Raw genomic sequence first — 26,656 nt, 5'->3', positions numbered from 1 at the left:
CAATCACCTTTACCGTTCAAAACGCGCCCCCATCGGGTCTTGATGATCCGTTGGGGGCCGCCCGCTAATTCCCTTCCTGTGGCGCAGAATAAGTTTCTGGTAATGCCGATGTGCCTTTGAGCAGTCTGAAAATATCGCTATCGGTCGACAAAATCAGGCTGGTATCCGATGTCATAACCGCTTGGTAAGCCTCTAGGGTGCGGGTGAAAGCATAAAAATCAGCCGCTGCCTGACTCTGGTTGTAAGCCTTGGCGTAGATTTCAGTAGCTTCCGCATCGCCTTTGCCGCGAATGTCCTCCACTTGGCGATAAGCTTCGGATTGAATGCGGTTCAGGTCACGAGTCATATTGCCGCGAATCCGTGCCGCTTCACCATTGCCTTCAGAGCGGAAACGTTCGGCAATCTGGCGACGTTCGCTGATCATGCGTTCGTAGATTTTGGGTTCAACACTGGCATTGTAATTAATGCGCTTGAAACGAATATCCAGCAATTCCACCCCAAACACTTTGAGCTTTTCAGCAGCGGCTTTGTAGATTTCCTGCTCTACCAAGACCCGCCCTTTCTGAATGGGTACGAGTGACCCTACCACGTTATTGGTGTCTGCGCGGTCTGCTTCGTTTTCCACCAAAGTGGCATCCTTGAGAGGCACACGCCCTTTGGTGGTACGCACAATTTCAATCAATTCATGCTTGGCAATGGCATTGCGGGTTTCGCTGCCAAGAATATCATCCAAGCGCGATAAAGCACTGCGTTCATCACGTAAGCGCAGGAAATAAGCAAGCGGGTCGACAATACGCCAGCGGGCAAACAAGTCCACCGAGATATAGAGCTTGTCTTTGGTCGGCATATCCGAGGGACTGCCATCCCACGGCAATACCCGCTTGTCGATGCGGTTCACCTCTTGAATGAATGGCACTTTCATTTTCAAGCCTGCTTCGGTCACGGGTTCTTTCACCGGCTTGCCGAATTGGGTCAGAATCACTTGCTGCGCTTCACCCACGGTATAAAACGCATTGAACAGTACAAACGCCAGCAAACCGGCAATCACCCAGAGTAAACGGTTCATGGTGCTGCCTCCGCTGGGGGTTTTTGTGAGGTGTTGAGATTAAGCAGCGGTAACAGATTTTTCATACCCTCATCCACCACGATTTTGTTTTGAATGCCCGGTAAAATGGCTTGCATGGTTTCCAGATACAAACGCCGTTGGGTAATGTCGGGGGCTTTTTGGTATTCGGTGAATACCGCGTTAAAACGTGCTACGTCGCCTGCGGCTTCGTTGACGCGCTTGAGACGGTAGCCTTCGGCTTCGCGGATACGCTGGTCTTTTTCACCTTCCGCCAACGGGATGACTTTGTTGTAATCGCGGCGGGCTTCGTTAATGAGCTTTTCTTTTTCCTGTTGCGCTTGGTTGACCTCGTTGAAGGATTCTTGCACCGGGTGCGGCGGGTTAATGTTCTTTAACTGTACTTGGTCGATGCTCACACCCATTAGGTAACGGGTAGCGAGTTGCTGGAGTTTGACCAGTGCTTCGGCTTCGATTTCTTGCCGCCCAATGGTGAGAACTTCATCGACGGTACGATCCCCGACCACTTCACGCATCACCGATTCCGAGGCATTGCGCAAGGTGATGCCCGGTTCGCGCACCGCAAACAAATAGTTGGTGGGTTCAGCAATACGGTATTGCACCACCCATTCGACCAGTGCCACATTCAAATCGCCCGTCACCATTGGGGACTCAACCGTGGGGTCATCAGAATATTGGTCGACATTGGTCGCACCTTCAGTATAAAAGCCGAATTCCTGTTTTAACTGGCGTTTGACTGGCAAAATGGTAGCGACATCCACACCCAAGGGAATCTTAAAATGCAAACCGGGCTGGACTTCTGCCTGAAACTTCCCAAAGCGTTGCACAATAGCCACGGAATCGCTGGGAACGGTGTACCAAGATGACCAAACGACAAGGATGCCGAGCAGCGCGAGAATAACAGGAACCGCACTAAAATTACGCAGGGATGGTAATCGGAACGCCGGTAATATTGGCGGATTCATGAGCTTAACCTCCGGTGATAATCATTATTATAGGGGCAACTGTACGCGCTATCGGGTGATTTGGCTATTAGCAAATCCACCAGATTACCGCTCAAACCGCGCGTTCAACTGTAACCCCATCGGATCTTGCTGATCCGCTGGGGGCATCCACTTCGCCATACACTCCGCTTTTTTAACACACGGGTCAGTTAAGGTTTGCAAGAACGCCACTAACTGACGTACATCCTGTTCTTGATAGGTTTGCCCACTCAAATCACTGTCGCTGCGCAGCATTTCGCGGATATTTTCGCGCAAATGTTGCGTTTGTAAATTCGGCTGACGCAGTTGCGCGACATCGTAATAAACCGCGCCGTTAAACGGATTCAGCATGTGCGCCACCATACCCTCTAACGTCGTATACGCACCATTGTGCCCCCACGGGCCAGTCACTTCGACGTTGAGCAAGCTTGGCGTGCGGAAGCGGAACTTATCCTCCTCACGTTGCGTGACCAGAAAACGTCCGAAATCTTGTTGATCCTCCGCTGCTGTCAGCGACTTACCGGGGCCAATCGGTGGCAGTAATACATTGTGAAAAGCTTCATCGGTAAAAAAATCTCCACGATGGCACTCAACACAAGCATATCCACCTTGGTCACGCCCTTTAAAAAACAGCAATGCACCTTGTTTAGCCGCAGCGTTAATAGCTTCTAAATCACCGCTCACGTAAGCACGCCAAGGGTTATTCACAAAGACTTGCGAACGCTGGTACTCCGACAATACTTCCGCAATGTGCTGTTCAGTAATAAGTGTTTTGGGGGAAGCATCCGGTGCTTGATAAGCCTTACGAAAAGCATCAAGCCAGTAACGGGTTTCTGTTTTTTGCAATGCCTTGGGGGTGTTGACATAGCCCCCCAAACGCCCTGCGAGAGAATCGCGACACGATTGTGCCGTGCCATGCGGGTCAAATTGTTTACCGCGCATTTCCGCCACCGAGGTAATGGGGAAACGTGCTTGGGCATGTACCAAATTGCCGCCCGCTAACGCATCGACCGTAGGAAAAGGCGTGTCAGGTGTGGTAATGCCATCCGTGACTTGCGCCACACGCCCGTCGTGAAACATCGCTTGTTGCCATAAACCAATATTAAAAGTGCTGGGCGCATTACGCGGCACTCCGGGGGCTTGATTGCCCGCCAAAACTCTGCCATGCCCTAATAAATCCGGGTCAGCCGCATCCACCCCAATCGACAACGACAAATTATCACCGCCCCCCAATAACGGATGGTGGCACGAAGCGCACGCGACATCCAAATTGCCGGACAACGCTTTATTGAAAAACAGCAACATTCCCAACTGTGCTTTGGGGTCATTAATGTTTGGCGGCGGAATGCGCACCGGATTGCCTGTCAAGCCTTGCTGAGTAATCACTTCAGACAGTGCGATGTCCCATTCGGAACGTAATACCGGAGCCGATGCATTCGCGGGCGTGTAAATTTTCTGCTCATCTGTAGGGCGCGATTCACAGCTCATCAACAAGGGGAGCAAGCTGGCTAGAATAAGAAAATGTAATCGCATGTTTGGCTGAATAATGTTGGGGTTATACCGAACATTATTACATTGCCTTTAATCAAGGAGAGAGCAAGCTCATCTGCTTATCCCTACCATTTGGTGTATTCTTTTCGGTGTGCGTCCGGGTTTAGGATGCACATGGTAAGTTAATGAGCCAAGATGTTAATAATGAATGGAGTTTACTCATGTCACAACTAGCAGGAATTTTTATCCTGGGGGTATTGAGCGGTTGGTTACTGGAATGGATTTTTGTCCGTTTGTTCGTGCCCAATCCTAATAGAAAGTTGGAAACCGCCCTACAAGCCAGTCGTAAAGAAGCGAGCGCATTGCAGCAACAAAATCGTGAATTACAAGCGGCACTCACCGCCGCAAAAGCTGCGCCGAGTGCGCCAAGCGTCGAAGTTGTTGCACCTGCCGCACCTGAAACGCTTGAAACACCAGCAGTGGCAGAAAGCGTAGATGCACCAATGCCTGTTGCTGAAACAGTTGTCGAAGCAAGCACGGCAGCAGAACCCGCGCCGACGACAGCGGAACAAAGTGATGATGATTTGACGCGCTTAACAGGTATTGGCCCTAAGCTTGCGGAAGCCATGAAAGCTGCGGGGATTTGCACTTATGCGCAATTGACAACAATGAGTGTAGAAGACGTAAGCCAAGCGTTAGCCGGTAGTAATATTCGTTACAACAAAGCGAGCGCGGAAAGTTGGGCGGAACAAGCCACATTAGCTGCGGCTGGTGACTGGAAAGGTCTGAAAGCACATCAAGCTGCCCTCAAAGCGTAACGCCTTTCCCAATAAACAACAGCACCCAAAAGGGTGCTGTTTGTATCGAAAGCAGGCGAAACAACACCGCTGAAATTACAGCAGGTTGTGGCGCTTCAATTTAGTACGCAGTGTCGCGCGGTTAATCCCTAAGCATTGTGCTGCCCGTGATTGATTGCCGTGCGTATAGCGCATCATAATTTCCAGCATCGGACGCTCAACTTCATCCAGCACGAGGCGATAGATGTTGCTGGCTTCGTGATCACCAAGTGTATCCAGATAGTCTTGTAAGGTACGGTTAACCGTTTCAGACAAGGAAGAGTCCAGACCAACTGTACGAGAAGATGTATTCGTCATGTTTGTACAACCTTTTTTAATATTGTGTTAGTGCGATAATACCTAATGCATCATTAACCGCAGCTAACTGATTATTGGAACAAGTGGTAGAAAATATCCTTTGCTTGTAACTAGGGTCGGATGTCATCCGATCCAGATACCAGCCGATGTGCTTCCTTGCGACTCGAACACCTGTTTCCTCTCCGTAAAAGTCATGAATAGCCCTGATGTGTGCAAGCACAACTTGTGACCTTGTGTAGACATCCGGCTGTGCGGGAAGTTCCCCAGTTTTAAAAAACTCACCCAATTGCCAAAATATCCAAGGTTGTCCCCAAGCCGCGCGTCCAAGCATCAAGCCGTCAGTATGCGTGTAATCCAGAATGAAAGCGGCATCAAGCGGCGTTTGAATATCACCATTCGCAATAACCGGAATGCCGACATTCATCTTCACTTGCCTGATCGTTTCATACTCAGCGTACCCTCGGTAAGCATCAGCACGAGTGCGACCATGAATCGCGATTGCTTGTATGCCAACATCCTCGGCAATTTGTGCAACCGTCACCGCATTGCGGTTCGATACTGACCAACCCGTCCTGAACTTCAAGGTAACAGGCACATTCACCGCTGTAACCACAGCCTGTAAAATATCCCGAACCAGCACCTCATCCCTAAGTAACGCAGAACCAGCCGCTTTGTTGCAAACTTTTTTAGCCGGGCATCCCATATTGATGTCTACAATATGAGCACCCTGTTGCACACTGGCGTGGGCCGCTTCAGCCATTTGCTGAGGCTCACTTCCCGCAATCTGAACACTGCGCGGGGCAGCTTCCTGTTGCTGGGGAATTCGCGTTCGAGATTTCTTACTTCCCCACAAGCTCACATCAGCACTGAGCATTTCCGACGTTGCTAAGGCAGCTCCGTATTGCCTGCACAAACGTCGAAATGGATAATCCGTTACCCCCGCCATCGGCGCGAGTAACAGGTTGCTATCCAGTGTATAGGAACCAATCGAAAGCATCTAGTTAACGCATCACTTCAGTCAAAAGATTACCACAAAAATATATGAATTTTTAATCACTTCAGGATAGACGGCTAGAAAATTCATCCTAGCGGTAGTTTTATGAGTATTTTTAATGGAGCATTAAGCTAAACCGACCATCAGTAAAACATACGTCTATCTTGTTTAAAGAACAACCATACCAGATAAATAAAGAACAGGATAATCACCGGAAAAACCAATTGCGGCATACTGAAACCCAGCAATGTCCAGCTCATTTCTGTGCATTCCGCACCGCTACGAAACAGGGTTTCGGTCACGCTGCCTTGGGGTAATACGGCAATAAAACGATCCAGCCAAATCTCCATGCCGGGGCCACAAGAAGCCGCTTCATCTTTTGGCAAACTGAGCAACCATACATGGCGAACCGCCACACCCAGACTGCCCAAGCCACCTACTATCAGGAGCACACCGTATAAACGATCTGCGAAGCCACGCGGATTATGCAAAAACGCTAACAAGCCAACCAGCCCGATAAACAAAAGAGCGATACGCTGAAACACACACAACGGGCAAGGCTCTAAGCCCACGACCAGTTGGAAAAATAACGCGGTGCTGAACATTGCCAAGCAAAAAAGGACAACAAACAGGTAATGATTACGTTTTTGCACGAGCTTGCTCCTAAGCATTCAAACCAAATAAGCTGGTTAATTGTAGTTGAAATAGGCGGATGCGGTGGTTTTTTCTTTTGTCGCTGCCCTAAACTGCCGGGATTTTGCTAATTTTACTGCCAATACGCAAAGCATTCTCTGCTTTACGGAAATTGTCCGCCTTACCTTCCAGCACCAGTTTATCACCGGCTTGTAAGCGCATAGTAACATCCGGGTGATCCCCACGAATCTCGCCACGCCGTAAGCTTTTAATACTAAAACCGTAACGCTCCAGATTTAACTCACTGATTAATTTACCGTTAGCAAAATCGGTTGGCTGCAATACAAAAGTATGCAGGAAAGACTCGCCCATATCGCGCGTCGGTTTAACTTTATCGCCGTGGTAATAGCTGCGCAAACTTTTATAGCCGTCACGCCGAATGCCTTCGATTAGCGGTAGCAATTCATCCGCTGACATCCCCAATTGTTGCAGCATATTTTCTGCAATAACCACCGTTGCTTCCAGCATTTCGGGCAACACATGCGTTGCGCCCAAAGCCAGTAACGGCTCCATGTAACTGTCTTCGCGGATCCGCACTAAAATGGGAATATCCGCATTAGCGTGACGCACCGACGCGGTAATACGCTTCGCCACCTCCATATCCGTCACGGTAATAATCACCATCCGCGCCCTGCTCAAACCCGCCGCCAACAAGATTTCCGGGCGCGTGGCATCGGCAAAATACACTTTATCGCCAGCTTCCCACGCTGCTTGCACAATCAACGGGTCAAGATCCAACGCCGCGTAAGACACACCCTGCTGATTGAGTAAACGCGCTAAATTTTGCCCCATACGCCGATAGCCGCAAATCAATACATGACCGTCCAGCTCCTGCACCGCAGCACTGACTTCGTGGGTATCTTTTTGACGCTGATTTAAATAACTGTTACCCAATAAGCGTTTAGTCAGCACATCGTTATAACGAATAATAATTGGTGACAAAACCATGCTGATAATAATCGTTGCCAGCACAATTTGTGATTCTTTTTCATCCAATAAACCGTTAGTCAACGCCAACGCCAACAATGCAAAACCGAATTCACCACCCTGTGCCAATACCAAGCCGGTGCGTAATGCCGTGCCATCATCAGCGGAGAAATAACGCGCTAAAAAAGCGACTAACAAGCTTTTACCTACGATCAATCCCACCACTAATAACAAGATGGGTTGCCACAATTCGGGCAACACCGCGACATTCAATTTCGCGCCGACCGTAATAAAGAAAATGCCCATTAAAATATCGCGAAACGGGCGAATTTCACTTTCCACTTGGTGCTTATACTCAGTTTCGCTCAACAACATCCCTGCGAGGAATGCCCCCAAAGCCAAGGAAAGCCCCAGTGATTCCGTGATCCAAGCAGCGGTTAACGCCACCAATAACACCGTGATATTGAATAATTCAGTCGATTGCGCCCGCGAAATGTAATGGAACAACGGGCGTAAGGTGTAATGCCCCACAATCATCATCGTGGCGAAGAGCACCACCGCTGCCAGCACATCCAACCCGATTTGCGCAGCACTTTGCGTCCCCGCTGCATCCCCCGCCAAAATGGGGATAATCACCAAAAACGGTACTACCGCAATGTCCTGGAACAGTAAAATCGCCAGTGCCATCTGCCCGTGTTTAGCCCGCATTTCAGCCTGATCGGTTAATTGCTTGACCACAATCGCGGTGGATGACATCGCCAGTGCCCCGGCGGCAATCACTCCACCCTGCCAAGACATCCCGAAATACACGAAAATCGCCAAGCCACTCAAGGTAGAAAGCACCACCTGCATTCCGCCCAAGCCCAGAATGGTACGGCGCATTGCCATAAACTGCTTAACCGAGAACTCCAGCCCAATCGCAAATAACAGGAACACCACACCCACTTCGCCCATAAAAATGAAGCCAGTACTACGGTCATCCAGCCAGCTAAGCGCGTACTGCCCGGTCAGTGCCCCAACCAGTAAATAACCCAAAATAGGCGGTAAATTAAACGAGCGAAATGCGGCAACAGCCCCAACAGAGAGTACCAATAACAACAAAATGTTGTGTAATAAGTGATCCACGTAATCCCCTTTGCGTTGGTTGTAGTCCTTGAAATGCTTATGCCTAACGCGACAAACCCAGTTTAACGGATTTACGCTATGCAAAAAACCTACCAAACAGATTAATCGCTGCCGATTGATCTATCATTGGTTGATATAATCGGCAAATGGTTCGATGCAGACGATGAAAAGACACTCAATTTGGCTAAAAATCTTGCGTTACCTTTGGGTCGCGCCCATTAGCCTTGGCTGCACGCCATTGGCGGCACTCGCATGGGCAACGGGTGGGCATTTCGCGTTACACAGCGGGGTTTTAGAAATTTGGGGCGGTTACATTGGCAAACGTTTACAGCAAGGTTTGCCGATGTTTGGGCGGGTTAATGCGTTCACGCTAGGGCATGTGGTGATTGGCATGTCACCTGCGCACCTTGCTGCCAGCCGCGTTCATGAGCGGGTGCATGTGGCGCAATTTGAACGCTGGGGCGTGTTATTTCCGCTGGTTTATGTCATTGCCGGATGGCGGGCGCAACGCCGGGGTGGGCACGCTTATTGGGATAATCCTTACGAAATAGCGGCGCGACAGGCGGCGGCACAAGTCCAACAGATTGACCTATACTCCTTGCAATGCGACGGAGAAACCAAGGAATAACGATGTGTCGATGGAAACGCCCAGTCTTGCTGGCTGTCATAGCCACTTGCCTGCTCTCAACCCGCATAGGTTGGAGCGAACCGCCTGACGATGATTACCAACAGGCACTCGCTTACGAACAAACCCCTGATATGCCACGCGCTGAATTTTGGTATCGCAAAGCCGCCGATGCGGGCAGCCTTGACGCGCAATTACGCTTGGCTAAGTTGTACCGCGAAGGGCTTAAACTCTCCCAAAATGACGAGCGTGCCGCACACTATTACCGCATGGCAGCCGAACAAGGCAATGCCGTAGCCGAATATAAATTAGGCACGATGTATTACGGCGGGCATGGCGTTGAGCAAGACAATCAACAAGCCGTCACTTGGTTTGGGCTGGCGGCACGTCAAGGCTTACCACAAGCAGTGCAAGCCTTGACGATCATGCGCCACAACGGGCATTGCTGCACGCCGCCTACGCGCCTAAGTTCGCTTCCAATGCCGTCAACCGCTGCTCTAACGCCATAATCCGCGCTTCCAACGCTTCATACGCATCATCGTGACGGGCAGGCATTGCCACACTTGCTGATGGGATTTCGTCTTGCAAATCCTCAGCAGTTTCTGTGCCAAGGGTGTGGTAATAACGGTCTTCGCGCCGCCCATGCCCCGCCGGTAAACGCATTACCAGCGGTTGCGCGTCACTTAACCAAGCGTCCAGAATATCGCGGATTTCGTCCGTGCTGGTAAATTCCGCCATGCGTTCGGTGCGTGTTTTGATTTCATTCAAGGTTTGCGGGCGACGCAATAACAATACCGCTAGAATCGCGTGTTGCTGCGTAGTCAATTTCAAGCGGCGCGTTACCCGATGTTCAAACCGTTGCGCCCGTTCGCTGTTTTGAATCGCTACCCAACCCGCTTCCACTAAGTCTTTGGCAATACGCCCGACCACGCCTTCTTTGAGGTTCATCAGGGGTTCGCGGCTGCTTTTTTGATTGCACGCCAACATCAGCGAATTCAGCGTCAGGGGGTAATTGTTCGGCGTGGTTAAATGTTTTTCCAACAAACAGCCGAGAATGCGTAATTCCTCAGCGGCAAACGGTGGTTTAGGTGCATCTGTTGCTTCGAGTGTCATGGTTTAGCCCCTTACTGTTATTGATAAAATTCCGGCGATTACAGCGCGTCCACATACGTCCAACGCCCTGCTTCACGCACAAAACGACTGGTTTCCTGCAAGACTGCTTCAGCATCAGCTTCGCGGTAACGTGCAATAAACGCCACCACGCCGCTGGTATCGGTTGCACCGCCCTGCTCGGTACGCACAATCTCTAACCCCAGCCATTCGGTGGGCGGTAATTGGAGCAAGCTCTTTTTGTTCGGGCGGGTGGAAGCGTGCCAACTGCGGTGTAAATACGCACCGTTGCGCAATACATACGCACTGTAACGCGAACGCATTAACGTTTCGGCAGTGGGCGCGGCTTTACCGTCATGATACGGGCGGCAACATTGGGTATAAGTTTTCCCCGATTGGCAAGGGCAAAGTGCGGCAGTCATGCGCGAATTCCAGACGACGTAAAACGCCTAACTTTAGCACAGACACGCGCCTCGCTTGCAATTTACCGGAGCGGCTTTTACATTGCCTGCCATGAATATCACACACCCTATTGTCGTCATTGGCGGCGGTCCTGCCGGACTCATGGCAGCCGAACAACTCCTCAACGCCGGATTTGCGGTGGATTTGTACGATGCTATGCCGTCAGTCGGGCGCAAATTCCTGTTGGCGGGAATCGGCGGTTTAAACATTACCCACTCGGAAGCGTTCCCCGCTTTTTGCAGCCGTTACGCACCCCACGAAACGCAGATGACACCGCTCTTAACCCAGTTTGGCGCGGATGCTTTACGTGAGTGGTGCGCAAACTTAGGGGTAGAAACCTTTGTCGGCACATCCGGGCGGGTATTTCCGCGTGAAATGAAAGCCGCGCCGTTGCTGCGGGCATGGTTAACCCGCTTAAAACACGCCGGTTTGCGGATTCATCCGCGCCATTGCTGGCAAGGTTGGGATGCCAGCGGGCAATTGCAATTCGACACCCCCAACGGTGCTATCAAGGTGGCTTACACCGCTGTCATCCTCGCGTTGGGCGGTGGCAGTTGGAAAAAACTTGGCAGCGATGGCGCGTGGATGCCGCTATTAAACGCACGTGGGGTGGAAACCGCGCCGTTACTGCCCAGCAACTGCGGTTTTTTATGCGCTTGGAGTGAACATTTACGCAGCCGTTTCGCCGGTGCGCCGCTGAAATCCGTCGCACTGCATTTCACCGATGAGCGCGGGCAACACGCAAGCCGCAAAGGTGAAATGATCGTCACCGCACAAGGCGTGGAAGGCAGTTTAATTTATGCATTTTCCGCACGCTTGCGCGACACCTTGATGGCACACGGGAGCGCGACGTTTTACCTCGATTTATTACCCGACCACAGCCAAGAAACCTTACTCACGGTGCTGGCGACACGCCCCGCCCACAAAACGCTGGGGCATTTCCTCAAAAGCCGGTTGAAACTCGATGGGGTAAAAGCCGCGCTGTTGTTTGAAACGCTGGATGCCGCGCAACGTAACGACCCGCAGCGGGTGGCGACGGCGTTGAAAGCGGTTCCAATCACGCTGACTGCCACTACCGCGCTGGATGAGGCGATTAGTACGGCGGGTGGTGTGACGTTTACGGCGATGGATGACAATCTGATGTTAAACGCCATGCCGGGAGTGTTTTGCGCGGGGGAAATGCTGGACTGGGAAGCCCCGACAGGTGGGTATTTGCTGACAGGGTGTTTTGCGAGTGGGTATCACGCGGGGCGGGGGGTAATTCGGTGGTTGGCAATCAACAAGCTTTCATGACCGTCTCTGCTAAGCTTCGCAGTACGCGGGGATTAATGGGTTTATAACTAAGTGCGATTCCTGATGATGCAATCATTTTCAGTACGTCAGGTGACGTATTCCCGGTAATTAAAATCGCAGGAATTTCCCTACCACTAAGCAAACGCAATTGTTGGATAAGTTGTAAACCGTCATAACCTTCTTGTAACTGGTAATCGCTGACTATCATTTGAATGTCAGTGTGTTCCTGTAAAATAGTGGCAGCATCCAATATTTCTGCGGTTACGATGGAAAAGCCCCACAACTGAAATAATAAAATCAAAGCATCCAATACTGTTTTATCGTCTTCTACCAGCAACACCTGCCCCGGCATAGGTACTGATACAGCATCTATTGGATTAGATGTCACGACAGGAAGTGCCATCACGGAAGCAAGTGGCAACGTAATGGAAAATACACACCCCCTTCCTTCTTGGGATACCAAGCCCACCTCATGCCCCAATAAACCCGCAAGCCGTTTAACAATGGAAAGCCCTAAACCCAATCCCTTATTGCGATTACGCTCTGGGTTATTTAGCTGATAAAACTCCGTAAAAATAGCAGTTTGTGCCGCAGTTGGAATTCCAACCCCATTATCATGCACTTCAACCCGTACTCCACCCGCACACCGACGTGCACCCAAAACAATACGCCCGTGTTTTCCCATGTGTTTAATGGCGTTCACCACTAAATTTTGAATAATACGCTCTAATACTTTAGGGTCAGAGTCAACCCAAACCCGAATAGGCATATACTCCAAGTCAATCCCTGCATTTGCTGCTAGTGGAAAATAGCGTTGATATACGCGATGCAACAAATCATGTAAAAACAGCGGTTGACGTTTAATGTCAATACCACCCGCATCCAACTTGGAAATATCAAGCAAGGCATCCAGCAGCTCAGTCAATGATTGGGTGGATTCCTGCATCTTTCTGAAAACAGCCCAGTCTTGATCTGTGGGAAGTTGCTTTTCTAAAGCATACTGAAAGAAGTGGATAGCTTGCAACGGCTGGCGCAAGTCGTGGCTGGCTGCCGCTAAAAAACGGTTTTTTTCTTGATGGGCTAATTCGGTTTGCTTTTTTTCCTCTTCCAAACGGCGGGATAATGTGATTTCACGCTCACGCCGTGCCAAGGCATCTAACAAGAAGAAATGCAGGTTTAAGGCAAACCCAAAAAAGGTCAGCGCGTAAATAACAATTGACCCAGCCAACCATGGGTGCAATAAACTGCCATTAAAAATGACATTCAACGTAATGGGTGTAATAGAAGAAAATGTAAAAGCCAGCATAGAAGGAAAATAAAAAGCAGTAGCAAAAAAACCACCGCTAACAACACCTGCGCAAATCACAATATACAAAATCGCATGATTTGTCTGATTATTTTCCGCGAACAATACCCAACCAATACCCCAAGATAATCCATACAACACACTGGCTATGGTAGAAGCATATGACCAAAATGGTTTAAACACAGATGATTTGTAGTGAAACCCTCCCAAAAACAAAAACCAAGCCACAAACAAAAAACATTGGAAGGCAAACCACAAACTGACCACATAATCTGGAAAATAACCATACGGGTGTGTCGAATAAACAACACTAGCCATGACTGTAGCTGCAACCGTACCAATGCTAGTTTGGATTCGCTCTAACCGAATACGCTCATTCAGCAATGCTTCACTAGAAAGTCCAGGTAAAGAATAAAATAACTTACGCCATAACATCAAGACACCAAACCTAATAATCGTGCCTTCTGAATAGCCTGCGTGCGATTATAAGCATCTAAAGTTTTTAATATTGCATGAAAATGCTGCTTGACCGTCCCTTCGGTTATCGCCAACATGGCGGCAATTTGCTTATTAGAATAACCATTCGTTGCCAAAGTCAGCACCTCCAGCAAACGGGGGGGAAGCAATGCTTTGTCCACAGTGCCGCTTCCATTCGTATGACTTGGCGACGCTGGTATGTAAATCCCACCCCGCAAAATATGCTGGATAGCCTCGACCATAACGTCAGGAGGGGATGCTTTAGAAATAAAACCCACAACCCCCAAACCCAAAGCCTCTTGGATGTAATGCGGGGCATCGGCGGCTGAAATGACTGCAATCCGCAAATCAGGCACGATGTCCCAAAAAGCTTGTAAATGCTGCAAACTATCCACCCCCGGCATGGTACGGTCGAGCAATAGCAAATCGAAAGGGGCGTTATCCTGCAATTGCTGTTTCACTTCTCGCAAATGACTCGCCTGATGAATCACACTGCCCAGAAAGCGGTCACGCAATACCAATGCTAGCCCTTCCATAAACAGTAAGTGGTCATCTGCGATAAGCAATTTAAGCATAAGGGATCCTCAACAAAATTTGACGTTCAGTCTACGCTAGTCCCATTGATAAAATTAAAACTTTTATTCGCCGCACTTACCTTTCTCCGGCAAGTGACTCCCGCCAGTAACACAACTGCACAACACACCTTCGGCAGTAGATCAATCCACTGCACATAGACCGTCGGTGGTGTGGCAATCAACCCCAAGGATGCCGAAAATCCCCCAAATACCCGGTGATTATCCATCATCTGCCACTCACCAAAGGCATCAATCACGCCCACAACCCCGGACGTACTGGTTCGCACTACTGGGCGGCGGGTTTCAATCGCCCGCAAACGCGCAAAAGATGCAGCTTGCCATGCCTCTGTCCCGCCAAAATGGATGTCATTGGCTAACACAAACAGTGCTTCCGCCCCATCACGTACCGCTTGAGCTGCCAAATGGGGAAAAACGGCTTCATAACAAATCAGTGGGGATAAACGGTGTTCCTGACCTGTCCTTGAGATAAAACGTAAAGGTCGACTACTTTTGGTGGTATGCAACATACGGGAAGGTAAAACTTCCCGTAATGCCGACCACCGCCATAAAATACTGTCAGGCACTAACTGCAATTCAGAATGGGGAACTAAGCGTTGTTTACGGTAATGTGGCTCTAATAAACTCAATACTGGCCCTTTTAAGATTCGCCCCAATACCGTATTGTCCATAATAATAGCAGCACCATAGGCATCGACGAAATCCGGGCGGTGCATATTGGATTGGGTAGCAATAAACACCATCATCACTGGAATATTCCAACGCTGAATATTTTCATTAAATGTCTTATCGTGGAAAGGCATTGACTCAAAAATGGATTCAGGCCATACCGCCATATCCACCTTGGTTTTATCCAGATTATCCATCAGTGTGGCAAGGGCTGTTTGCCCCGCTTTTTCTGAAGCATTCGGCTGTAATAGGCTTAACTGCACCATATCTGTGGGTTGCCATGGCAACGTATGGATGCGCCACTGCCCATACAGTATCGGCGGCAACAAAAAAAGTGTGAGGATTAAGGAAAACCGCTGCCATAACAGACGTTTTTCCAAGGCAGCATAGCGGTATAAAGCGTAAGCCAAGGCAGCATTTAATGCCACCAGCCAAAAACTCAAGCCCCACACCCCGGTCAAATCCACGAATTGCACCAACCACGTTTGATTAGCTTGGGTTGCCCCCAATGCCCCCCAAAAAAAAGGTTGGTTATTGGCAGCAATCCACTCCCACGCTGTCCAGACAAATGGCAATAACAGCAACGCCATCGCGTAACTGCACCGTTTCAGCAACCAATGGAAAAACCACAACGGCGGGGCAACGATTAACCCGTGCCAAATGATTGCCAATATCCCAAATCCAAGGCTATGCCCCAGCGTCCAATGCCCTGCAATCAGACTACCCAACACCCCAAACAGCAAAGCAATGCCGCTGTAACGCCAAAACGGGAGAGCAACCATCGGTGGCGACAGCAACGGCAGCAAGCAAATCCACGCTAATGGGAATAACTCAACACCTTCCCACGACGGAAAAGACAAGCCGTACAGTAGTGCCGCTAGTAATAGATACCCCAACCATCTCCATGAATTAATACCAGAGCTATCACCTGAACTACCACCGAAGCAACTTGTTGAAACCGAGACAATACAAGCCATCAACGGTGGTTTCTTTTTCATAAATACTCTCGAATCCTAATTACAATTCGCACCAAGTTCATCCCACCATACAAGACTGTAGTTATAAATGAACCCACCGCCATTCCTGCTGTACTTACAATTTTTATGGTCTTGCCCAAGAAATCCCCAGCGATTAGCACACGCCTCACCAGCAGCAATGTCCACCACGTCGCAGATACTTTTATTCGGCAAGTGGTCACGCTTTACCCGCCCAAGGCAACGCGCCAACCCTGTAATGTCCCAAGTATCCAAATAGCTCCCACAATTATTACGTACCGTTCGCGCATCATCACTTCGCTGATAGCCACCGCCGCCAACGGCTATGAGTGGCAATAAAAACAAAATAACGGATAATCCGTGCAAAATAAGCTTTTTCATTACGAATTTATTCCTACTTAACCATTAATGGCGTAGCAACCACTATCAAATCCACATGACAAACAGTTTATCTCAGTGGAAAAACCATCCAATCCCACTAAATATCAGGTGGAATCACATGCAAACCACAAGGCGGAAGATTGACTGGAGGTGCATTTAAAACCGGAGGATTTATACTAGGACAGGCTGTATGGCAGTATCCAAAATTATAAACCCATCCTGGGTTTCGTCCTATTTTTTTACTTCTCTCATTAACACACGCTTTATGATCCCCACCCATAAACCCCCATATTCCACTGCATGATTCTGCGACAGCCAATTCCAGAATGTCGCAGTTCGTGTAATTTCTCACAAGCCGTATGCTCCTATCCCTTGCGTCTATCAGGCAGTAACCTAAATTATGACTAAACCCATCACTGATAAAAGCAACACCACCGTTCTTAAGATCAGAAACCATTGTACTGCACATGGCTTTAAAATACCGAGAGTCACTGCTCCCTTCATAGCCGCCGGAAGGTACCGCAAATGTATCAAAAGACAAAAGGGTAATAACCATCATCATAAAAATCAGAATAAACCGCTTTACTGTGTTCCTATAAAACATAACGCACCTCAATCAAAATAATCATCAACATCATCCCAAGCATGGAATTCAACAGATGCCCCATTGATTTCCACATAAATACCTGCGGGGTCAAGGCGGGTAATCACACTGGAATTTCCCGCGCCGGTGATTTTGTATTCACCTTGGGTTTGATCATTATTGATTGGAGCAACGGTATCCACTCGGAAAGAACCGCCTAACATAGCATCTCCCTCCTCATCTGTACCCGTTGCAGTCACAATACCACTAAATGTTTGTTGATCCGTCGTAGCATCAATGACTACATTAAAATCTTGAGCAGCGATGGTATAATCGTAGACGGGAGAATTTACCGAATCTCTTCCCCAATAACGGGTACTCATATTCATATTTTTAATCGCATATCCCGTGTCACTGTAACCCGTCACAAATGAACCTTTTTCAGTTGAGTTTTCTTCTTTACCTAAGGTATCGGTAAATGATTCGCGCAAATCAATCGTCACGCTTTCAGCATCTGGGTAGCCATCCATCGTGCTGTCAGAAAAGGTAATTGAACCATTACTGATGTCTGTCGAGGAATAAGCTGGGGTCGTGTCTGTTGCCGCCACGCTTTCCGTCTCAGTGCAGTTTTCCAAGGTAATAGTAAATGTCGTGTCGCTTTCCTCAACGATCACCTTACCGCCGTGGCTACAAGCTTCCTCTTCACGCGTTGGTGCCATAGCGGCGGCAATACCTGCCATCCGATTAGTTGTCCGTGTTTCAATGTCTGTAAACACCTCATCAGGAACATCTTCAATCATTCCTTCTAATAAACCTGATACCGCTTTTGGCGCAGCCATAGAAAGTTGAGCAGCAGTGGCAGCATTTTCCGGCGTTAAAGCAACAGATAATCCATTACCACTAGAACTTCCACTGGAACTTCCACCAAAACACCCACTCAAAATTAATAGGCTACCAAAAACAAAAAGATTTTTGTTTTGCATAATAGCAAATCCCTCGCAAATCATAGGACGCTGATATTGTTTATTGAACGAGGTTAAGTATAGAAGTTATATTTATCCTGTAAATATAACTTTAGTTATGCTGGACTAAAATCGTCCAGCATAGAATGAATGGTCAGAAATACTTCTTGTAATAAAGAATGTTAAAACACTTTTAGAGAATCGCCAACAACCGCAGCCCCAACACAAACGCAAACGCCGCCAGCAACCCCGTTACCGCACCTTTAATAAAGATGCTTTGCGCACCAGCCGCGTACTTGACCACGCTTTTGTCGAGCTTGTCGATTTGACGGTCACGCTGGGCAACGATTAAATCGCGCTGGCGTAACGCTTCATCGCGCTGCTGCAATTGCTGCATTTGTTCTTTCGAGAGGTTTTCTAAATGCTGGATGTGTAAGGTTAATTCTTGAATGCGCTCATCGCGGCGGCGAATGTGGCCTTCTTTGGCGATGATGGTTTGATCACGGTCATGCAGGCTGACATCGCGGTTTTTGATCTGTGCATCGCGTTCGGCTAACTGCCCGTCACGCTTTGCTAGTTGCCCGTCACGCTCATTCAAACTGAGGTCACGCATCGCCACCGTCGTATCGCGGGTTTTGATTTGATGGTCACGCTCTTGTAACGCTTCTTCTTTTTTCTGGATGTGTAAATCGCGCTGCTCTAATTGTGCGTCGCGCTCCGCAATGCTGGCATCGCGTTCCGCCACGGTTTCATCGCGCACATCAAGCTGTTCATCGCGGTCTTGCACAGTTTGATCGCGTAACTGCAATTGCACATCGCGTTCCGCCACGCTTTGGTCACGCAAATGCACTTCAAGTTGCAAATCGCGCACTTGGGTATCGCGGGCGGCGATTTCTTTATCACGCTGTTGCAGGCTTTTATCGCGCTCGTGAATTTGCAGGGTCAAACCTTCAATATTAACATCGCGTTGCTGCACGCTGGTGTCGCGCTGCTGCACACTCAAATCACGCGCCGCCAGTTGTAAATCGCGCTCACCAATGGTTTCGTCGCGCCCTTGAATCACCGCATTGCGCTCAGTAATCAGGGAATCGCGGTCGTGAATGGTTTCGTCACGCTCCTGCATTTGCGCATTGAGCTGGGAAACGTGGCTGTCACGTTCCTTGAGGCTGTGGTCACGCTCGCCGATGGTGACATCGCGGCTTTGGATTTGCGAATCACGCAGTTGTAACTGTTTATCGCGCTCCCGCAGTTGCAAATCTTGCCCACTAATGCGGGTGTCACGTTCACGCAGGGAAATATCGCGTTCTTTAATGCGCCGGTCACGCTCTGACATTTGCGCGTCGCGCTCTTCCACGGTGCGGTCACGACTGCCCAAACGGGTATCGCGGTCACGCAAATCTTCATCAGCTTTATTAATGCGCTCATCGCGTAATGACAACTGGCGGTCACGCTCACTGATCTGCCCATCGCGTTCTTGCAAGTGCGTTTCTAACTCGCGGATGGTTTGCAGAAATTCCAGACCTTGTTGGTCACGGTTGCGAATCGCTTCTTCACGGGCGCGTAATTCCGCATCACGCTCGGCAACGGTACGGTCACGCTCACTGAGTTGTTGGTCACGTTCGCTTAAAGTATGGTCACGCTTTTCAAGCTGCTGCTGCTGAATGCCTAGGGTTTGATCGCGCTCTTGCAGCAAGTTTTCTTTTTCCGCCAGCAAGCGTTCGCGGCTATGAATTTGCTGATCGCGTTCATCCAATTGCGTATCGCGGTTTTGCAACTGCTTGCTGACAAGGTTGATGTGCTCGTCACGCGCCGCGAGTTGGCGGTCACGTTCCGCCACTTGAGTATCGCGTTCGGTTAAATGTTTATCGCGCTCTTTAAGCATCCGCTCCTGTTCAAGCGTCTGCCGGGTACGCTCTTGCAACAGAGCTTCGCGCTCCAGCAATTGCTGATCTTTTTTACTAATGCTGTCGTCGCGGCTTTGGAGTAATTTATCTTTACTTTGAATCGCCTGATCAATGCGCATTAAGGAGCGGTCTTTATCCTCCATGCTGCGGTCACGCGCTTGGATTTGCAGCTCTTTTTCCTGCAATAATTTTTCGTAATTGACCAGATTTTGTTCGACAATTTTAAGCCGTGCTTCACGCTCGGCTAACGCTGCATCGCGCTGGTGAATGGTTTTATCTTTGCTACTTAAATGCTCATCGCGAATCCGCAATACGGTGTCTTTTTCAGCGGTAGCCTGACTGATTTTGAGTAAAATCTGTTCCTTTTCTGCGAGTAACTGCGCCAGCTCCGCCACCCGCCTGTCACGCTCGTCAATGCGTGCATCACGCACCCGCACATGCCCATCCTTTTCCAACAGCACCCCGGAAAACTCCTGCAAACGCCGCTCACGCTCCTGTAAACGCCGATCCAGCTCATCCAAGCCGGATTTCAATGCTTGCTTATCATTAAATGTGAGATAAACATTGGAATCCAATTTCTTGAATATTTCGATGTCCTTTTCTTCCAAATTCATGTCGGTTCCTGCTGGCCTACTGTCCCGTGCGGGATTGTGCGAGTCTTTAATTGATGGGGTATGAGGCAGGATTCTGGCACAAATAACCCAATTTCGCTACGTTACATTGTGGTCTTCTGCCAAATATGCGGTTGCACTTGCCGCCATTCACGAATCTCAAACGCTGCATTTGTATCAGGAAAATCCAAACGCAATTCCCCACTATTTACGGTATTCAGTAATTTTATACCGCGTGCTTCATAACGTGCAGTCACGGACGGATGCGGGTGATGATAACGGTTGCGATACCCGCTGGTAACAATACCCAAACGTGGTGCAACCGCATTGATAAATGCCGGACTCGATGAAGTTTTACTACCATGATGCGGCAATAACAGTACTTCTGCCGCCAAATCTGCACGCTGTTTAAGCAACCACTGCTCAACCGGACGCTCAATATCCGCCGTCAATAATAAACTGTGATGCGCATTGCTCACTTTTAACACGCAAGAACGGTTATTATCACGCGGCTCTTGAAACGCTGGCGACGGGTGCAACACGCTAAATTGCACCCCATCCCATTCCCACTGCTGCCCCGCTGCGCACAAAGCGGTTGGCTGTTGCGGTAAAATATCCGGCGTTCCCACCCAAATGTCACCAACGGGCATGGTGTTGACCAACGCTTGTGCACCACCGCTGTGATCATTATCCGCGTGTGAAACCAGCAAACGATCGACATTGCGCAAACCTTGCCCGTATAACCATGGCAATACCACCAATTCCCCCGCATCAAAACTGTCGGAAGTTTTCGGGCCGGTATCGAACACCAAGGTATGCTGCGCGGTTTGCACCACTGTTGCCAAGCCCTGCCCCACATCCAACACACTCGCCCGAAACGCCCCCGCAGCGGGTTTTTCCGGTTGATAAAGCAGCATCGGCAACATCAATACCAGCCCCAACCACCGCCCCGGCATTCCACGTGGCGCACACAATAACCCAAAACCCAACAATGCCAACCCCAGCCAAACCAACGGCACTAAGGGCATGGAAACCGCCGCCAACGGCAACCCCGCCAACCATTCCAACGCCGCCATTAACCAAGTTAATAATACCGCCGCACCCGACCACACCAACGTCGCCGCTGTTGACCACCAACCAACCAATACAATGCCCAGCAATACCAACGGTGTGACCACAAACGTGACCAGCGGAATCGCCAACAAATTTGCCACTGGTGAACTCAGCGACACCATCCCAAAAAATCCAGCAGTTAACGGCAATGTGCCCAACGACAATACCAATTGCATCCACACCACCGCCGTTTTACCCACACGCCGTTGCCGCAAACTCAACCATGCCAACAATCCCACTGTCACAAACGACAACCAAAACCCCACCGCCAAGGGAGCCAACGGGTCAAGTAATAACACCGCCAGCAACGCCGTCGCCAAAGTCACGCTAAACGGAATTTGTCGTCGCCACACCAAGCCCAGCAACACCACCAGCAACATCAACAGGGTGCGTTGCGTAGGAATATTAAACCCCGCCAACAACGCATATCCAATCGCCAATCCTCCGCCCGCGATACCCGCTGCCACCCGCAACGGCAACCACAAATACAACACCGGAAATAGCCGCCAAATACCCCACACCGGCAAAATACCCAGCCCCGCCACCATCGTAATGTGCAACCCCGAAATCGCAAGCAAATGAATCGTGCCGGTATCGCGCAACACCGCCCATTGCTCCGGGGTAATCGCTTTGGTGTAAGCCACCGCCAAACCCTGCACCAAACCCGTCGCGGGCGAATCTGGCAAAGCGGTTTCAATCGCCATCTTTAAATTCTGCCGCCAAGCATTCACTGCCCAAGGCGGAGCGGCGGCTAATCGCTGATTCTCGGTCGATTTACGCACATGCCCGCTGCCACCAATACGCTGAGTAAATAACCACTGCTCGTAATCAAACCCGTTGGGATTACGAAAACCGTGCGGACGTTTGCCGCGCACCAACAATTGCCAGCGTTCGCCAGCGTGCATTGGCGGGGTTTCATCCTCATACCACGCCAAACGCAACCGCCCGTTAAACGCGGGATGCTCTGCGTCAAACACAAAATGCAGTCCGTCCACCCCCAACTCAGGCACGTCAGCCACGGTTCCGGTTAGCAACACATCTTCACCTTCCCACGCCACCGGCAACCAACTGGCTAATACGCCATCCGCTGTGTGCAATGCGTAACCACCACCCAGCCATAGCCCGGATAGCAGCAACACCAGCGGCAAGCGCAAACGCCGTCGCCACACCACACAACCCACGCTAAACAGCAACGCAACGCCAAGGTATACGCCCCAAAATAGCGCATCTAAGCTAGGCATGTGCGGCAGCAGCAATAACAGCAGCGTGCCGATAAAAAAACTCACTGAAAAGGTGCGCATTGAAATGAAACCATGGATAATGTGGTGCTTCTTCTTTTGGTGTTATTGTGCTTCATGCCACGGAAATTTTTACGGAAATTCTCACCAGATCCAGCCAAGCTAAAGCAGCATAAGCATCTCCAGTTTTTGGGGGATACTTTACACCTGCCCTACTTATGGCATCTGAATCGACGCAATGTCGCCTCTGCGTTTGCGATTGGTTTGTTTGCCATGTGGCTTCCCATCCCATTCCAGTCGATTATTGCCGCGTTGTTAGCGGTATTTTTTCGCGCTAATTTGCCTTTGGCAGTCGCATTGGTGTTTGTTACCAACCCAGTGACCATGCCGCCGATGCTGTATGCCGCTTATGAATTGGGTGCAATGATCGTCGGACACCCCGGCACAGGCTTTAACTTTGAACCCAGCCTTGACTGGCTGATGAACGGGTTAATCCTCATCTGGAAACCGTTTGTGCTGGGCATTGCGCTAATGGCAGTCATTTCTTCGCTGGCGGGATATTACGGTGTGCATTTATTGTGGCGTTTACACTTGTTGCAACATTTGAAAGAACGCCGGGCGCGTAAATTACGCCCTAAAAAATCCGCTGAGAGCAACGATACGCCACCACCGCAGGATTAACGTTCGCGCGTCAAGGTTCCGGCAGTAATGCGGTACACCGTGTCCATCCGGCTTGCCAGTTGCAAGTCGTGGGTCACAACCACGAACGCGGTTTTCATCGCGGTGTTTAAACCTTGCATCAAATTGAACACATTCTCAGCCGTTTGCTGATCAAGGTTGCCGGTCGGTTCGTCAGCCAATACCGCTTGCGGACGTGTCACTAAAGCGCGTGCAATCGCCGCTCGCTGACGTTCCCCACCCGATAATTGAGCGGGTTTATGCGCCAAACGCTCACCCAAACCGACTTTTTCGAGAATATCCGCCGCTTGCTGACTCGCTTCGGCAACTTTCACACCACGAATCAACAAAGGCATTGCCACGTTTTCCAGCGCGGTAAATTCCGGTAACAGATGGTGAAACTGGTAAATAAAACCTAGCGATTCATTACGCAATTGACCACGTTCGGTATCAGAAAGCTGATCCATGCGTTTACCCAACACTTCCACGTGCCCACTTGAGGGTAAATCCAAACCACCGAGGATGTGTAACAAGGTACTTTTACCGCTGCCAGAGCTGCCCAAAATTGCCACTTTTTCGCCAGCATGGATTTGCAAATCAACCCCGCGCAGCACCTGCACATCCAAACGCCCTTCCTGAAAACGTTTGCTTAATTGTTGGCAGGAAATAATCACATCACTCATAGCGCAAAGCCTCCGCAGGTTGAACTTTGGACGCACGCCAAGCCGGGTAAAGCGTCGCTAACACAGACATCAGTAACGAACTCAAGGCAATCAACACCACGTCGCCGACGTTAATGCGTGATTCCAATTCGCTGATAAAATACACTTCTGAATTAATGAAACGGGTATCAAACAAGCGTTCCAAAAATTGCACAATCACATCCACATTACTCGCCAGCAACACGCCCAACACCACCCCCATGAGCGTGCCAAGCACCCCGATTAACGTGCCTTGCACCATAAATACTTTCATCACGCGCCCGGATGACAGCCCCAAGGTACGTAAAATTGCAATGTCACCCTCTTTATCGGTCACGACCATCACCAAAGTTGACACTAAATTGAATGCAGCTACCGCAATAATCAGCAATAAAATCACAAACATTACCGATTTCTGCGATTGAATTGCTTTAAATTGGTTCTCGTTGAGGCGTGTCCAATCACTCACCCACATATCCGGCCAAGAGGCACTCATCCGCCCTAAAATATTTTGTGCAGTTTTCGGTGCGAGGTACAAATCATCCAATTTCATCCGCAATCCGGTCACATCCGTGCCGAGTTTAAACACTTCCTGCGCATCCGCGAGGTGGATATAAGCAAATGCTGAATCGTACTGCTGCATATCAACCCGAAAAATCGCCGCAATCGTGAAACGCTGTAACGCAGGCAATTCCCCCATTTCCAACGCCCCTTCCGACGGGCTAATCAAGGTCAGCGAATCACCCACGTCCACTTTTAGTTCTTTAGCCAAGGTCGCGCCAACGGCAATCTTAAAACTACCAGGCTGCAATGCCTGCATATCGCCTTTGGTAACGTGCTTGAAGACCGAACTTACGCTGCCCTCCAGTTCCGGCAATACCCCTTGCAATAACGCGCCTCGCGCTTCATCGCCTTGGTTAAGCATCGCAGGCTTTTCTACAAACGGTGACACCGCTTTCACATGCGGAAATGCTTGCAGCGACTCGCTCACTTTTTGCCAATCTGACACCACGGTATCGCCTTCTGACACCGTAATGTGCGCAAACATGCCCAATACCCGTTCGCGCATGGTTTGCTCAAAACCGTTCATTACTGACAACACCGTAATCAGCACCAATACGCCAATCGCAATGCCTAAAATCGAAGCCAATGAAATAAATGAGATGAAATGCTTTTGACGACGCGCACGGGTGTAACGCCAGCCCACCGACAATTCCAGCGGATGAAACAATTTATTCATAACGCAGCGACTCCGCAGGCTGAATTTGAGCGGCGCGGCGTGCCGGATACACCGTGGCGAGTACCGACGCAATCAATGCCGCGATGGTAATCCAGATCACATTTTCCCAACGCAAATCCGAAGGAATTTCGCTGATGTAAAACAAATCGGCAGAAAAAACTTTAAACCCAAAGGTGGTTTCTAAAAATGCCATAACCACGCTGATATTCAGTGACAACAACACGCCCAACGCCACGCCCACGAGCGTACCGAATACTCCGATAATGCTGCCTTGAATCATGAAAATGCGCATCACACGTCGCCCCGGCATCCCAAAAGTGCGCAAAATGGCAATATCGGCTTCTTTATCATTGACCGCCATCATTAACGATGCCACCAAATTAAACAAAGCCACGCACACCACCAAGAACAAAATCATCGTCATCGCGATGCGTTCCATCCGCACTGCGCGGAACAAACTACCGTGTTCCTCACTCCAGTCAGTGACTTTAAAATCATTACCGAGGCTGTGTTGTAAATCCGCCTGCAAGCCTTGCGCCGCAAACAAATCATCCAATTTTAAACGGATACCACCCACGTCTTCGCCCAATTTAAACAAGCGCGACGCATCACCCAACTCAATAAAACCCGTCATCCCATCGTATTCGGGATGCCCGATTTGATACACCCCCACCACGGTAAACCGCCGGACGCGCGGCAATACCCCGGCAGGCGTAACCTGCACTTGCGGCACGATTACCGTGACTTTATCACCGGGGATTACCCCCAAACCCGAAGCCACTTCCACACCTAACACAATGCCGTATTCACGCGGCTTCAGGTTGAAAAAGCTGCCTTCAAGCATTTTGAAATCGACATCGCTGACCTGCCCTTGCTGTGCGGGGTCAATCCCCTGCAACATGACTGCCCGCATTTGATTGCCATTGGTCAACATGACTTGTTTTTGCACGTAAGGAGCCGCACCGATAACATGATCAGCGTCCCTTAGTCGCTCCAATTGCGCCGCCCAATCGGACAGTTGCCCATTTGTCCCCGAAACCGTGACATGCGCAACCACACCCAGTATTTTATCCCTGAGTTCCTTTTCAAAGCCGTTCATAATCGACAAAACCGTGATCAATACCATGACCCCCAGCATGATGCCGAGCATGGAAGCGAACGAGATGAACGAGATGAAACGGTTGCGCCGCCGTGAATGCGTGTAACGCTGACCGATAAATAATTCAAGTGGTGTAAACATGGCTGGCGATTGTACCGTGACAAT

The 26,656-nt window shown here is 49.7% G+C and carries 24 protein-coding genes; 5 read left to right on the top strand and 19 right to left on the bottom strand.

Features of this window, described 5'->3' with window-relative positions:
• Positions 1-64: 64 nt before the first annotated feature.
• The 3 genes from hflC to J9260_RS04290 form a co-directional block, all read right to left on the bottom strand.
• Positions 65-1,066 (bottom strand): protease modulator HflC, encoded by a 1,002-nt coding sequence (gene hflC, locus J9260_RS04300; RefSeq protein ID WP_210219817.1) that lies wholly within the window; start codon positions 1,064-1,066, stop codon positions 65-67.
• The gene (hflK, locus tag J9260_RS04295) at positions 1,063-2,049 is read right to left on the bottom strand and encodes an FtsH protease activity modulator HflK (protein ID WP_210219816.1); all 987 of its coding nucleotides are present in this window, start codon (positions 2,047-2,049) and stop codon (positions 1,063-1,065) included. The genes hflC and hflK overlap by 4 nt, the downstream gene beginning before the upstream one ends.
• 84 nt (positions 2,050-2,133) lie before the next feature.
• A complete protein-coding gene (locus tag J9260_RS04290; protein ID WP_210219815.1) occupies positions 2,134-3,555 on the bottom strand; it encodes a cytochrome-c peroxidase in 1,422 nt (473 codons plus the stop codon).
• A gap of 224 nt (positions 3,556-3,779) precedes the next feature.
• Between J9260_RS04290 and J9260_RS04285 the strand changes: the two genes are divergently transcribed.
• On the top strand, positions 3,780-4,376 hold the full coding sequence (locus tag J9260_RS04285) for a helix-hairpin-helix domain-containing protein (RefSeq protein WP_210219814.1): 597 nt from the start codon (positions 3,780-3,782) through the stop codon (positions 4,374-4,376).
• A 75-nt stretch (positions 4,377-4,451) separates the two neighbouring features.
• Here J9260_RS04285 and J9260_RS04280 read toward each other — a convergent pair whose 3' ends face one another.
• From J9260_RS04280 to J9260_RS04265, 4 genes are all read right to left on the bottom strand, one after another.
• Entirely contained in the window at positions 4,452-4,670 is a 219-nt protein-coding gene (locus tag J9260_RS04280) for a helix-turn-helix domain-containing protein (RefSeq protein WP_246499627.1), read from the bottom strand.
• A gap of 58 nt (positions 4,671-4,728) precedes the next feature.
• The gene (gene dusB, locus J9260_RS04275; RefSeq protein ID WP_210219812.1) at positions 4,729-5,709 is read right to left on the bottom strand and encodes a tRNA dihydrouridine synthase DusB; all 981 of its coding nucleotides are present in this window, start codon (positions 5,707-5,709) and stop codon (positions 4,729-4,731) included.
• A 140-nt stretch (positions 5,710-5,849) separates the two neighbouring features.
• Positions 5,850-6,359 (bottom strand): disulfide bond formation protein B, encoded by a 510-nt coding sequence (locus J9260_RS04270; RefSeq protein WP_210219811.1) that lies wholly within the window; start codon positions 6,357-6,359, stop codon positions 5,850-5,852.
• A gap of 88 nt (positions 6,360-6,447) precedes the next feature.
• Positions 6,448-8,451 carry a monovalent cation:proton antiporter family protein gene (locus J9260_RS04265; RefSeq protein WP_210219810.1) on the bottom strand — a complete coding sequence of 668 codons (2,004 nt, stop codon included), beginning with the start codon at positions 8,449-8,451 and terminating at the stop codon, positions 6,448-6,450.
• A 163-nt stretch (positions 8,452-8,614) separates the two neighbouring features.
• Here J9260_RS04265 and J9260_RS04260 point away from each other — a divergent pair, with 163 nt between their 5' ends.
• Together J9260_RS04260 and J9260_RS04255 are read left to right on the top strand one after the other, a co-directional pair.
• Positions 8,615-9,079: a hypothetical protein gene (locus J9260_RS04260; RefSeq protein ID WP_210219809.1), complete on the top strand. Its 465-nt coding sequence runs from the start codon at positions 8,615-8,617 to the stop codon at positions 9,077-9,079.
• 2 nt (positions 9,080-9,081) lie between these two features.
• Entirely contained in the window at positions 9,082-9,585 is a 504-nt protein-coding gene (locus J9260_RS04255; protein WP_210219808.1) for a tetratricopeptide repeat protein, read from the top strand.
• Here J9260_RS04255 and J9260_RS04250 read toward each other — a convergent pair.
• On the bottom strand, positions 9,533-10,189 hold the full coding sequence (locus tag J9260_RS04250; protein WP_210219807.1) for a YceH family protein: 657 nt from the start codon (positions 10,187-10,189) through the stop codon (positions 9,533-9,535). The genes J9260_RS04255 and J9260_RS04250 overlap by 53 nt on opposite strands.
• Positions 10,190-10,227: 38 nt before the next feature.
• Positions 10,228-10,608 (bottom strand): YchJ family protein, encoded by a 381-nt coding sequence (locus tag J9260_RS04245; RefSeq protein WP_210219806.1) that lies wholly within the window; start codon positions 10,606-10,608, stop codon positions 10,228-10,230.
• Positions 10,609-10,699: 91 nt separating this feature from the next.
• On the opposite strand from J9260_RS04245, the gene J9260_RS04240 reads away from it, so the two are divergent.
• On the top strand, positions 10,700-11,941 hold the full coding sequence (locus J9260_RS04240; RefSeq protein ID WP_210219805.1) for a TIGR03862 family flavoprotein: 1,242 nt from the start codon (positions 10,700-10,702) through the stop codon (positions 11,939-11,941).
• Here J9260_RS04240 and J9260_RS04235 read toward each other — a convergent pair.
• From J9260_RS04235 to J9260_RS04205, 7 genes are all read right to left on the bottom strand, one after another.
• Positions 11,925-13,682 carry a hybrid sensor histidine kinase/response regulator gene (locus J9260_RS04235; RefSeq protein ID WP_210219804.1) on the bottom strand — a complete coding sequence of 586 codons (1,758 nt, stop codon included), beginning with the start codon at positions 13,680-13,682 and terminating at the stop codon, positions 11,925-11,927. The genes J9260_RS04240 and J9260_RS04235 overlap by 17 nt on opposite strands.
• The gene (locus tag J9260_RS04230; protein WP_210219803.1) at positions 13,682-14,299 is read right to left on the bottom strand and encodes a response regulator; all 618 of its coding nucleotides are present in this window, start codon (positions 14,297-14,299) and stop codon (positions 13,682-13,684) included. The genes J9260_RS04235 and J9260_RS04230 overlap by 1 nt, the downstream gene beginning before the upstream one ends.
• A gap of 26 nt (positions 14,300-14,325) precedes the next feature.
• The gene (gene lnt, locus J9260_RS04225) at positions 14,326-15,984 is read right to left on the bottom strand and encodes an apolipoprotein N-acyltransferase (RefSeq protein WP_210219802.1); all 1,659 of its coding nucleotides are present in this window, start codon (positions 15,982-15,984) and stop codon (positions 14,326-14,328) included.
• A gap of 15 nt (positions 15,985-15,999) precedes the next feature.
• Complete coding sequence (locus J9260_RS04220) at positions 16,000-16,362, bottom strand: hypothetical protein (protein WP_210219801.1); 363 nt, start codon at positions 16,360-16,362, stop codon at positions 16,000-16,002.
• 612 nt (positions 16,363-16,974) lie between these two features.
• Positions 16,975-17,928 (bottom strand): hypothetical protein, encoded by a 954-nt coding sequence (locus tag J9260_RS04215; RefSeq protein ID WP_210219800.1) that lies wholly within the window; start codon positions 17,926-17,928, stop codon positions 16,975-16,977.
• A 172-nt stretch (positions 17,929-18,100) separates the two neighbouring features.
• Positions 18,101-20,425, bottom strand: coding sequence for a coiled-coil domain-containing protein (locus tag J9260_RS04210; RefSeq protein ID WP_210219799.1), 2,325 nt, complete (start codon positions 20,423-20,425; stop codon positions 18,101-18,103).
• A 101-nt stretch (positions 20,426-20,526) separates the two neighbouring features.
• The gene (locus tag J9260_RS04205; protein WP_210219798.1) at positions 20,527-22,836 is read right to left on the bottom strand and encodes a DNA internalization-related competence protein ComEC/Rec2; all 2,310 of its coding nucleotides are present in this window, start codon (positions 22,834-22,836) and stop codon (positions 20,527-20,529) included.
• 54 nt (positions 22,837-22,890) lie between these two features.
• Between J9260_RS04205 and J9260_RS04200 the strand changes: the two genes are divergently transcribed.
• The gene (locus J9260_RS04200) at positions 22,891-23,454 is read left to right on the top strand and encodes a DUF2062 domain-containing protein (RefSeq protein WP_210219797.1); all 564 of its coding nucleotides are present in this window, start codon (positions 22,891-22,893) and stop codon (positions 23,452-23,454) included.
• On the opposite strand, the gene lolD is transcribed toward J9260_RS04200, so the two are convergent.
• Genes lolD through J9260_RS04185 form a run of 3 tightly spaced genes read right to left on the bottom strand, consistent with a single transcriptional unit; the run spans position 23,451 to position 26,632 of the window.
• On the bottom strand, positions 23,451-24,134 hold the full coding sequence (lolD, locus tag J9260_RS04195; RefSeq protein ID WP_210219796.1) for a lipoprotein-releasing ABC transporter ATP-binding protein LolD: 684 nt from the start codon (positions 24,132-24,134) through the stop codon (positions 23,451-23,453). The two genes, J9260_RS04200 and lolD, sit on opposite strands and share 4 nt — an antisense overlap.
• Entirely contained in the window at positions 24,127-25,392 is a 1,266-nt protein-coding gene (locus J9260_RS04190; RefSeq protein WP_210219795.1) for a lipoprotein-releasing ABC transporter permease subunit, read from the bottom strand. The genes lolD and J9260_RS04190 overlap by 8 nt, the downstream gene beginning before the upstream one ends.
• Positions 25,385-26,632: a lipoprotein-releasing ABC transporter permease subunit gene (locus J9260_RS04185; RefSeq protein WP_210219794.1), complete on the bottom strand. Its 1,248-nt coding sequence runs from the start codon at positions 26,630-26,632 to the stop codon at positions 25,385-25,387. The genes J9260_RS04190 and J9260_RS04185 overlap by 8 nt, the downstream gene beginning before the upstream one ends.
• Between the last annotated feature and the right edge of the window lie 24 nt (positions 26,633-26,656).

Origin of the sequence: Thiothrix unzii (assembly GCF_017901175.1) — a bacterium.
Lineage (GTDB): Bacteria > Pseudomonadota > Gammaproteobacteria > Thiotrichales > Thiotrichaceae > Thiothrix > Thiothrix unzii.
The sequence above is the reverse complement of the archived record's forward strand: the minus strand, read 5'-3'. Positions and strand labels throughout refer to the sequence as shown.

What these genes read in the sequence shown, in the direction of transcription:
- hflC (WP_210219817.1), bottom strand. Translation starts at nt 1,066, where the DNA reads ATGAACCGTTTACTCTGGGTGATTGCCGGTTTGCTGGCGTTTGTACTG.
- hflK (WP_210219816.1), bottom strand. Translation starts at nt 2,049, where the DNA reads ATGAATCCGCCAATATTACCGGCGTTCCGATTACCATCCCTGCGTAAT.
- J9260_RS04290 (WP_210219815.1), bottom strand. Translation starts at nt 3,555, where the DNA reads ATGAGCTGTGAATCGCGCCCTACAGATGAGCAGAAAATTTACACGCCC.
- J9260_RS04285 (WP_210219814.1), top strand. Translation starts at nt 3,780, where the DNA reads ATGTCACAACTAGCAGGAATTTTTATCCTGGGGGTATTGAGCGGTTGG.
- dusB (WP_210219812.1), bottom strand. Translation starts at nt 5,709, where the DNA reads ATGCTTTCGATTGGTTCCTATACACTGGATAGCAACCTGTTACTCGCG.
- J9260_RS04260 (WP_210219809.1), top strand. Translation starts at nt 8,615, where the DNA reads ATGAAAAGACACTCAATTTGGCTAAAAATCTTGCGTTACCTTTGGGTC.
- J9260_RS04255 (WP_210219808.1), top strand. Translation starts at nt 9,082, where the DNA reads ATGTGTCGATGGAAACGCCCAGTCTTGCTGGCTGTCATAGCCACTTGC.
- J9260_RS04250 (WP_210219807.1), bottom strand. Translation starts at nt 10,189, where the DNA reads ATGACACTCGAAGCAACAGATGCACCTAAACCACCGTTTGCCGCTGAG.
- J9260_RS04245 (WP_210219806.1), bottom strand. Translation starts at nt 10,608, where the DNA reads ATGACTGCCGCACTTTGCCCTTGCCAATCGGGGAAAACTTATACCCAA.
- J9260_RS04240 (WP_210219805.1), top strand. Translation starts at nt 10,700, where the DNA reads ATGAATATCACACACCCTATTGTCGTCATTGGCGGCGGTCCTGCCGGA.
- J9260_RS04235 (WP_210219804.1), bottom strand. Translation starts at nt 13,682, where the DNA reads ATGTTATGGCGTAAGTTATTTTATTCTTTACCTGGACTTTCTAGTGAA.
- J9260_RS04230 (WP_210219803.1), bottom strand. Translation starts at nt 14,299, where the DNA reads ATGCTTAAATTGCTTATCGCAGATGACCACTTACTGTTTATGGAAGGG.
- lnt (WP_210219802.1), bottom strand. Translation starts at nt 15,984, where the DNA reads ATGAAAAAGAAACCACCGTTGATGGCTTGTATTGTCTCGGTTTCAACA.
- J9260_RS04220 (WP_210219801.1), bottom strand. Translation starts at nt 16,362, where the DNA reads ATGAAAAAGCTTATTTTGCACGGATTATCCGTTATTTTGTTTTTATTG.
- J9260_RS04215 (WP_210219800.1), bottom strand. Translation starts at nt 17,928, where the DNA reads ATGCAAAACAAAAATCTTTTTGTTTTTGGTAGCCTATTAATTTTGAGT.
- J9260_RS04210 (WP_210219799.1), bottom strand. Translation starts at nt 20,425, where the DNA reads ATGAATTTGGAAGAAAAGGACATCGAAATATTCAAGAAATTGGATTCC.
- J9260_RS04205 (WP_210219798.1), bottom strand. Translation starts at nt 22,836, where the DNA reads ATGCGCACCTTTTCAGTGAGTTTTTTTATCGGCACGCTGCTGTTATTG.
- J9260_RS04200 (WP_210219797.1), top strand. Translation starts at nt 22,891, where the DNA reads ATGCCACGGAAATTTTTACGGAAATTCTCACCAGATCCAGCCAAGCTA.
- lolD (WP_210219796.1), bottom strand. Translation starts at nt 24,134, where the DNA reads ATGAGTGATGTGATTATTTCCTGCCAACAATTAAGCAAACGTTTTCAG.
- J9260_RS04190 (WP_210219795.1), bottom strand. Translation starts at nt 25,392, where the DNA reads ATGAATAAATTGTTTCATCCGCTGGAATTGTCGGTGGGCTGGCGTTAC.
- J9260_RS04185 (WP_210219794.1), bottom strand. Translation starts at nt 26,632, where the DNA reads ATGTTTACACCACTTGAATTATTTATCGGTCAGCGTTACACGCATTCA.